Genomic DNA, 8,080 nt, shown 5'->3' on the forward strand with positions numbered 1-8,080 from the left:
ATGGGCTGGGTGTTGGTCGCGCTCGGCGTGATCGGCGCGGTAACGCCGCTGTTGCCGACGACGATTTTCCTGATCGGTGCGGCAGGCTGTTTCGCGCGCTCGTCGCCGCGTCTGGAGGCGTGGCTGCTCGATCATCCCCAATTCGGCAAGACGCTGCGCGACTGGCGCTCCGATGGGGCGATCTCGCTTCCGGCCAAGGTGATGGCCTGCGCGGGGATGACGTTCGGATTTGTCGCATTCTGGTTCAGCGCGCATCCCTCGCTGTGGCTGGCGGCCGGCGTGGCGGCGCTGCTGCTGGCCTGCGCTGCCTACGTCATATCGCGTCCGACCATTGTGGATCAGTCCTGAAGCGGCCGCCGCAAATTCACAACACGCCCTTGACATCGGTCCTTGCGAAATCATCGCCGACATACAGCAGGGGACAGTCGTGCTCTTTCGCGACTTCATAAGCAAAACAGTCGCCGAAATTCAGCCCGGCGGCATCGATGCCTTTGCCCCAGCGCCCATAGGCCGAAGCAAGCCGCCGCGCCGAAGCCGGGGTGACCGCGACGGCGGTGAAGCCTAGTCCGTCGATCAGGCTTTCGATTTCTTCGCTGACATTGCGCCGCGCTCCGACAATCAACGCCTCCGCGATGGTGCCGGCCGAGATCACGACGTTGTCTTCCTTCTCCAGCGCGGCAATGCAGGCATCGGCCTTCGCCTCGTCGAGCACGATCGCCATCAGCGCGGAGGTGTCGACGGCGATCAAGAGGGCAGGCCGTCGTCGCCGTAGAGAAAGTCCTGGCTTCGCGCCGCATCCGGCCCGGCCGTTGCCTTGGCCGAACCGCGCACGCGCGCTTGTTCGAGCAACGCGCGCCGGTCCTTAGGCTCCAGCACGGCCGTAACCGGCACCAGCCGCACCGCTTCATGGCCGTGCCGGGTCAGGATCACCTCGTCGCCGGCCTCGGCGCGGCGCACCAGTTCGGTCAACTGTCCCTTGGCTTCGGTGACGGAAATCCGCACAGGTTTTTCCTTCTGACGCGCAGATAAATATTGGACTATTTAATGGTCCATGTCAAAAAACAGCGCGCCGCAGCGGGCGGATAGCTTCATGTCCTGAGCGCAGTGCTTGGCGCGCGAAAAATAGTGTATCCGCTGATTCACATTTCGCCGGGCGCCTGCTCCCGCGCGACAAGACCAAGAACTCCGGAGGAAGCTCTATGTCGGCTCTGCCCCTTCAAGGCATCAAAATTCTCGATCTGACGCGCGTGCTGGCGGGGCCGCTGTCGGCGCAGATGCTGGGCGATCTCGGCGCCGAGGTGATCAAGATCGAGCGGCCGGGCGGCGGCGACGACGCGCGCGCCTTCGGCCCGCCCTACCTGACCGATCCCGATGGCAAGGCGAACAACAACAACTCGTTCTACCTGTGCGCCAACCGCAACAAGGGATCGGTCACCGTCAACATCGCGACGCCGGAAGGCCAGGACATCGTCCGCGAACTGGCGAAATCCTGTGACGTCATGATGGAGAACTACAAGGTCGGCGATCTCAAGCGCTACCGGCTGGATTACGAATCGATCAAGGCGATCAATCCCGGCATCGTCTATTGCTCGGTGACCGGTTTCGGCCAGACCGGGCCTTATGCGCCGCGCGCCGGCTATGACGCGATCCTGCAGGCGATGGGCGGGCTGATGAGCGTCACCGGCCATCTCGACGGCGAGCCCGGCGAAGGGCCGATGAAGGTCGGGCCCTCCATCGTCGATTACATGACCGGCATGAATTCATCGATCGGCATTCTGGCGGCACTCTATCACCGCAAGGCCAATGGCGGTGCGGGGCAGCATGTCGATGTCTGCCTGTTCGACACCGTGATCGCCTCGCTGTCGCATTACGCGCAGATCTTCCTCGTCAACGGCCAGACTCCGCCGCGGCGCGGCACCTGGGGCAATGGCGGCATGCCCGCCGGCGTGTTCCGCTGCACCGACGGCGAGTTGATGCTGGTGGTCGGCAATGACGGCCAGTTTGCGCGCACCTGCGCCGTGCTCGGCCAGCCGGAGCTTGCGACCGATCCGAAATTCCTGAAAAACAACGACCGCGTCGTGCACGGCAAGGAGATCATGGCGATTTTTGCCGGCCTGTTCCTGAAAAAGCCGGTTGCGCACTGGCTCGACGAACTGGCGAAAGCCGGCGTGCCCTGCGGCCCGATCAACGATTTCGCGCAGGTGTTCGCCGATCCGCATGTCCAGTCCCGCGGCATGCAGGTCAAGGTCGATCATCCCTTCGAGCACGAGCTGTCGCTGATCCGCAACGCCATCACGTTTTCGGGCACCCCGGTGAAGGACTATCGCGCGCCGCCGCTGTTGGGCGCGGACACGAAGGATGTGCTGGCGACGATCGGGGTTGATGAGGCGAAGCTGGGTGAGTTGAAGGCGCAGAAGATCATCTAGTCCGCAACCACGCCTCCGTGCGACTTGCGCGCTTGCCGCGCGGTCGCCATGGCTTGATTTGCATCAAGACGATCCGGTGGTCCCGGGCGCAGCCTGCAATGCGGTGGGACCCAAACAGATGATACCGCGCTCCAATCTGCTCCGAAGCCTGATCGCCGCACTTCTCGCTTGTTCGGCCGCGACCGCCGATGCCGCCGGCTCTGCCCAGCTACGGAGCAGGGGTAAGGCCATCCTCGAGAAGAACTGCGGCCGCTGCCATGCGATCGAGGCCGTCGGTGCGAGCCCGCTCGCGCAGGCGCCGCCGATGCGCGACATCTACGCCCGGTTTTTGCCGCGAGAGCTGCAGGCCGAACTCAGGGAAGGCATGGTGTCGAAACACCGGGCGATGCCGCAGATCGACTTTTCCGACGAGGACGTCGATGCGATCCTTGCCTATCTCTACGCGCTCGCCGTCAGGAAATGAGACCGGCATCGGCGTGGCCTTTTTCGGTCACCGCCCGTCCCGCGCCACCAGCCTGGCGGGCGCCTTGCTTTTCGTCTCGCCGCCCGCCAGCGCCATCACCGACACCGCGACGACCCGCTCGACAATCCCCTGCACGTCGTCGAGATCGCACAATCCCTCCGACAGTTTTGTCAACCGCTCCCGTTCGCGAATGGTGTGGTGCGCCATCGCCAGCGCGAAGTGCAGGCCCCAATAGATATCGGCTTCGGCGCGGCCGGGCAGGGAGCGGCGCATCGCGGCCGCGAACTTTCGCAAGTGGTCGACTTCGCGGTTCTTGATGCGGCGGATCGGTGGCACTGACTCGATCGAGGCGCGGATCATGAAGCGCGCGGCGGTCGAGCCCTCGCTCGATGGCCCAAGGCAGCCGCGCAGCGTCGGTCCCACCAGCGCGCGGAAAATCGCGTCGATGCCGGCGCGGCCGCCGCCGGCTTCTTCCGCGGCCTTCAACTCGTTGAGCCGCTCGCGGTTGGTGGCGAGGCTGCGGGTCACGAACAGTTCGGCGATCAATTCGTCCTTGGAGCCGAAATGATAATTCACCGCCGCGAGATTGACGTTCGCGGAAGCCACGATGTCGCGCAGCGTGACGTCGCCGAAGCCGCGATCGGCATACAGCCGCTCCGCGGCGCTGAGGATCGCGCTCCTGGTATGATCCGACGCCATGTCATGGCTCCCATGCAGGGCCGATCTGGCCGGTTGCATTTCAAACACTTGTATGAAACTATCGTTTGAAGGGCCGGAAATGTCAATCATTGTTCGTAATGGTTCGCATTTCGAACGCGGTCCGCTGCGGTCGTGAGCCGTCGCGAAGGCGCAAAATCGCCTTGCGGCCGGCGAATGGCGGGCAGACAGTGCGCCCAACAATTTCACAAGGTGAGGAAACGCCCATGGACTTCAATATGTCGGATCGCCAGAAGGATTGGCTCAATCGCGTACAGTCGTTCATGACCAAGCATGTCCGGCCCGCAGTGCCGATCTACAAGCAGCAGGACGCCGAGGGTTCGCGCTGGAAGGTGATCCCTGTTCTCGAAGACCTCAAGAAGAAGGCGAAGGCCGAAGGCCTCTGGAACATGTTCATGCCGCCGTCCTCGCATGAGGACGATGAATTCCGCGGCGCGGGATTGAGCAACCTGGAATACGCGCCGCTGGCGGAGGAAATGGGCCACATCACCTTCGCCTCCGAAGTGTTCAACTGCTCGGCGCCGGATACCGGCAACATGGAAGTGTTCATGCGCTATGCCAGCAAGGAGCAGAAGCGCAAATGGCTGAAGCCGCTGATGAACGGCGAGATCCGCTCCGCCTTCCTGATGACCGAGCCCGCGGTGGCGTCATCGGATGCGACCAACATCGAAACCTCGATCACGCGCGACGGCGATCACTACGTCATCAACGGCCGCAAATGGTGGTCGTCCGGCGTCGGCGACCCGCGCTGCAAGATCGCGATCCTGATGGGCAAGACCGATCCCAACGCGGCGCGCCATCAGCAGCAGTCGCAGATCCTGGTGCCGCTCGATACCCCCGGCATCACCGTCGAAAAGATGCTGCCGGTGTTCGGCTTCGACGATGCGCCGCACGGCCATGCCCAGGTGCTGCTCGAGAACGTCCGGGTTCCCGCCGAAAACATCCTGCTCGGCGAGGGCCGCGGTTTCGAGATCGCGCAGGGCCGCCTCGGTCCCGGCCGCATCCATCACTGCATGCGCACCATCGGCGTCGCCGAAGAGGCGCTGGAGAAGATGGTGCGGCGGCTGGCGTCGCGCACCGCGTTCGGCAAGAAGATCATCGAACATTCGATCTGGGAACAGCGCATCGCCGAGGCCCGCACCGATATCGAGATGACCCGGCTGTTGTGCCTCAAGGCCGCCGACATGATGGACAAGGTCGGCAACAAGACCGCGCAACTCGAGATCGCCATGATCAAGGTGGCGGCGCCGAACATGGCGCTGAAGATCATCGACAACGCGATCCAGGCATGGGGCGGCGGCGGCGTCTCCGACGATGCGGGCCTCGCCAAGGCCTATGCCGGCATTCGCACGCTGCGCCTTGCCGACGGTCCGGACGAGGTCCATAACCGCGCCATTGCCAGACTTGAACTTCGGAAGTATGCCAACTCTAATACGCACTAACGGGAGCCCGGCGGAAACAGTGGCGCTCTCTAACCGTCATTCCGGGGCGATGCGAAGCATCGAACCCGGAATCTCGAGATTCCGGGTCTGGTCCTTCGGACCATCCCGGAATGACGAGTAAGAAAAGCAAGGGAGCGTCATTGTGGCCGAAGGCGTCAGGAACGACGAAGAGTTTTCCGGCACCAGACCCGTCGAGGAGCGGCATCGGATCGATGAAATCGCCCTCGACGGCTGGATGCGCGAACACGTTGAAGGCTATCAGGGACCGCTGACCGTCCAGCAGTTCAAGGGCGGCCAGTCCAACCCGACCTACCGGCTCGATACCCCCGGCCGATCCTATGTGATGCGCCGCCGTCCCTTCGGCAAACTGCTGCCGTCGGCGCACGCGGTCGATCGCGAGTTCAAGGTCATCGCTGCGCTGAGCAAGCAGGGTTTCGCGGTCGCAAAAGCCTATGCGCTGTGCACCGATGACAGCGTGATCGGCGCTTTCTTCTACATCATGTCGATGGAAGAGGGGCGGGTGTTCTGGGATCCGACGCTGCCGAGCCAGACGCCGGACGCGCGCCGCAAGATCTTCACCAGCAAGATCGAGACGCTGGCAAAGCTGCACACCTATGATCCCGAGGCCATCGGTCTCGGCGATTTCGGCAAGCCCGGAAATTATTTTGCGCGCCAGGTCGACCGCTGGACCAAGCAATACCGCGCCTCGGAAACCCAGCACATTCCCGAATTCGAAAAACTCGCCGAATGGCTGCCGAAGACCGTGCCGGAACAGAAACGCGTGTCGATCGTGCACGGCGACTATCGCCTCGACAACATGATCTTCCACGCCACGGAACCGCGGGTGCAGGCGGTGCTGGACTGGGAGCTGTCGACAACAGGCGATCCGATGGCGGACTTCACCTATCTGTTGATGCAGTGGACCATGCCGGGCCTCGCCAATGCCGACCTAAAGGCGCTGAACATACCCAGCATGGAAGAGGCGGCGCAGATCTACTGCAACGTCACCGGCAGTGCGGTGCCCGACCTCAACTGGTATTTCGCCTACAACCTGTTCCGGCTCGCCGGCATCACCCAGGGGATTGCCGGACGCGTCCGCGACGGCACCGCGGCCAACGCCAAGGCGATGGAATCGGCCGCGCGCACCGTGCCGCTGTCGAAGGCCTCCTGGGAATACGCGCAGAAGGCCGGCGCGAAGTAGTCGTTGTGCTCGTGTCCCGGACGCGGTGCAGCGTCCTTCACGCTGCGCCGCCGAGCCGGGACCCACTCTATTAGTACCAAGACCAGATGGGCCCCGGCTCAGCAGCGCACCGCTCCGCGCTGCGCAGCGTCCGGGGCACGAGACCTTTGAAAGCCGACTTGCCCCTTTCCCCGAACATGCGCGGAAGTCTGCTGATGGCCGCCGCCATGGCGGGCTTCACCATGAACGACGCCATCACCAAGGCGGTGTCGTCCGAGATGAATTTCGGCGAGATCATGCTGGTGCGCGGCGTGGTCGCGATTGCGCTGATCGCCACGCTGGCGTGGCATCAGGGCGCGCTGCGTCCGCTGCGCACGCTGGTCATGAAACCGGTGGCGCTGCGGGTGGTTGGCGAAGTGCTGGGAACGGTGACGTTCCTGGCCGCGATCGTGCACCTGCCGCTGGCCAATACCGCCGCGATCTTTCAGGCCCTGCCACTGGCGGTCACGCTGGGCGCCGCACTGATGTTCGGCGAGCCGGTCGGCTGGCGGCGCTGGCTCGCCATCGCCGCCGGCTTCATCGGCGTGCTCATTATCGTCCGGCCGGGTGTCGAGGGCTTCAACCAGTTTTCGCTGTTCGCGCTGATCTCGGTGTTCTTCTGCGCCGTGCGCGACCTCGCGACAAGGCGCATCCCCGCGCAGGTGCCGTCGCTGTTCATCACCCTGGTGACGACCGTGACGGTGACGATCGCCGGCGCCGCCATCATCGTCCCGCTCGGCGGCTGGACGCCGCCATCGTCCCGCGCGCTCGGCCTGCTGACGCTCGCCGCGGTGCTTCTCTTGATCGGCTATCAATGCGTCATCATGGCGCTGCGGTCGGGCGATATCTCGGCGGTGGCGCCGTTCCGCTATTCCGCGCTGCTGTGGGCGATGCTGCTCGGCTATCTCGTGTTCGGCGACGTGCCCGATGCCATGATGGTGACGGGCGCATCGATCATCGTGCTGTCCGGCCTCTACGCCTTCTACCGTGAGCGCATCCGTCACCGGCCGGTGGCGGCCGACGCCTCCGGCCTGCCGCCCGACGGGCTGTGACCGGCGCCCCTGGTCCTCATCCTGAGCAGCGGCATCTTCGCGGCGTCTCGAAGGATGGCGGCCGGGTGGATGTGTGGTGTGTGACGCTGTGTGACTACCCGGCGGGCAACTCACTTCGCTTTATCAGAAGTCGTGTCAAGCCCCTCGTGCAAAAATAATTCGGTTTTACAGAAATTAAAACCGGTGTATGTAAATCGCCATCCCGTCCCACTCAGAGGGGCGTTGCGCAAGGTCACCAGTGCGGGACGGGGATGCGATGGACGCGGATGGCGTTCCTGACCAGGGCGCCTGAAGCGGATGGCAAAGACGTGTGGTTCCGACACCCCAAAGGCTGGTGTTCAAGTTCGCGCTCTGGCGCGGGCGACGGTGGCAAGAGTGCAGGGCTCGCCGGGGAGATCACGTATAAGCCGTAAACCATTGCGCGGGGAGTGCCGGGTGATTCCGGTGTGACCTGACTAACGCGTGTGCTTGCTACCTACTCCCGTTGCACACGCGGCTATCGGGCGCATCGGGCGCCCGGCCTCCCCGCGCCCTCTGATTGGAGGGCAAGGAGATTTGATAGCAGAGTTCGGGCGCATCGCGCCGCGAGATCGCGCACGTGTGTTTACAGATTGAACCGGAATCCCTCATCCGTCGTCCCCGCGAACGCGGGGACCCATAACTCCGGTCGCATGATGCAATGGCGAAATGCTCCAACAAGCTTTCCAATACCAGTCGCCACTCAACGTCACGGCGTATGGGTCCCCGCGTTCGCGGGGACG

9 protein-coding genes are annotated in these 8,080 nt (G+C 63.9%); 6 read left to right on the forward strand and 3 right to left on the reverse strand.

Features of this window, described 5'->3' with window-relative positions; genetic code table 11:
* Nucleotides 1-348: YbaN family protein (locus Q7U29_RS15255; RefSeq protein ID WP_304742815.1), on the forward strand; the 348-nt coding region annotated here is incomplete at its 5' end.
* A 16-nt stretch (nucleotides 349-364) separates the two neighbouring features.
* Here Q7U29_RS15255 and Q7U29_RS15260 read toward each other — a convergent pair.
* Nucleotides 365-748: a type II toxin-antitoxin system VapC family toxin gene (locus Q7U29_RS15260; RefSeq protein ID WP_304742817.1), complete on the reverse strand. Its 384-nt coding sequence runs from the start codon at nucleotides 746-748 to the stop codon at nucleotides 365-367.
* On the reverse strand, nucleotides 745-1,002 hold the full coding sequence (locus Q7U29_RS15265) for a type II toxin-antitoxin system Phd/YefM family antitoxin (RefSeq protein ID WP_304742819.1): 258 nt from the start codon (nucleotides 1,000-1,002) through the stop codon (nucleotides 745-747). Before Q7U29_RS15265 ends, Q7U29_RS15260 begins: the two co-directional genes overlap by 4 nt.
* A gap of 197 nt (nucleotides 1,003-1,199) precedes the next feature.
* Here Q7U29_RS15265 and Q7U29_RS15270 point away from each other — a divergent pair, with 197 nt between their 5' ends.
* Nucleotides 1,200-2,426, forward strand: coding sequence for a CaiB/BaiF CoA-transferase family protein (locus Q7U29_RS15270; RefSeq protein ID WP_304742821.1), 1,227 nt, complete (start codon nucleotides 1,200-1,202; stop codon nucleotides 2,424-2,426).
* A 118-nt stretch (nucleotides 2,427-2,544) separates the two neighbouring features.
* Nucleotides 2,545-2,889, forward strand: a complete 345-nt coding sequence (locus Q7U29_RS15275) for a cytochrome c (protein WP_304742823.1) — start codon at nucleotides 2,545-2,547, stop codon at nucleotides 2,887-2,889.
* 27 nt (nucleotides 2,890-2,916) lie between these two features.
* Here Q7U29_RS15275 and Q7U29_RS15280 read toward each other — a convergent pair whose 3' ends face one another.
* A complete protein-coding gene (locus Q7U29_RS15280) occupies nucleotides 2,917-3,588 on the reverse strand; it encodes a TetR/AcrR family transcriptional regulator (protein WP_304742825.1) in 672 nt (223 codons plus the stop codon).
* 224 nt (nucleotides 3,589-3,812) lie between these two features.
* On the opposite strand from Q7U29_RS15280, the gene Q7U29_RS15285 reads away from it, so the two are divergent.
* The 3 genes from Q7U29_RS15285 (at nucleotide 3,813) to Q7U29_RS15295 (ending at nucleotide 7,319) form a co-directional block, all read left to right on the forward strand.
* Entirely contained in the window at nucleotides 3,813-5,048 is a 1,236-nt protein-coding gene (locus Q7U29_RS15285) for an acyl-CoA dehydrogenase family protein (protein ID WP_304742827.1), read from the forward strand.
* Nucleotides 5,049-5,190: 142 nt separating this feature from the next.
* Nucleotides 5,191-6,249: a phosphotransferase family protein gene (locus tag Q7U29_RS15290; protein ID WP_304742829.1), complete on the forward strand. Its 1,059-nt coding sequence runs from the start codon at nucleotides 5,191-5,193 to the stop codon at nucleotides 6,247-6,249.
* Between the two features lie 158 nt (nucleotides 6,250-6,407).
* Complete coding sequence (locus Q7U29_RS15295; protein WP_304742831.1) at nucleotides 6,408-7,319, forward strand: DMT family transporter; 912 nt, start codon at nucleotides 6,408-6,410, stop codon at nucleotides 7,317-7,319.
* The last annotated feature ends 761 nt before the right edge of the window (nucleotides 7,320-8,080 follow it).

The organism is Bradyrhizobium sp., from assembly GCF_030654605.1.
GTDB lineage: Bacteria > Pseudomonadota > Alphaproteobacteria > Rhizobiales > Xanthobacteraceae > Bradyrhizobium.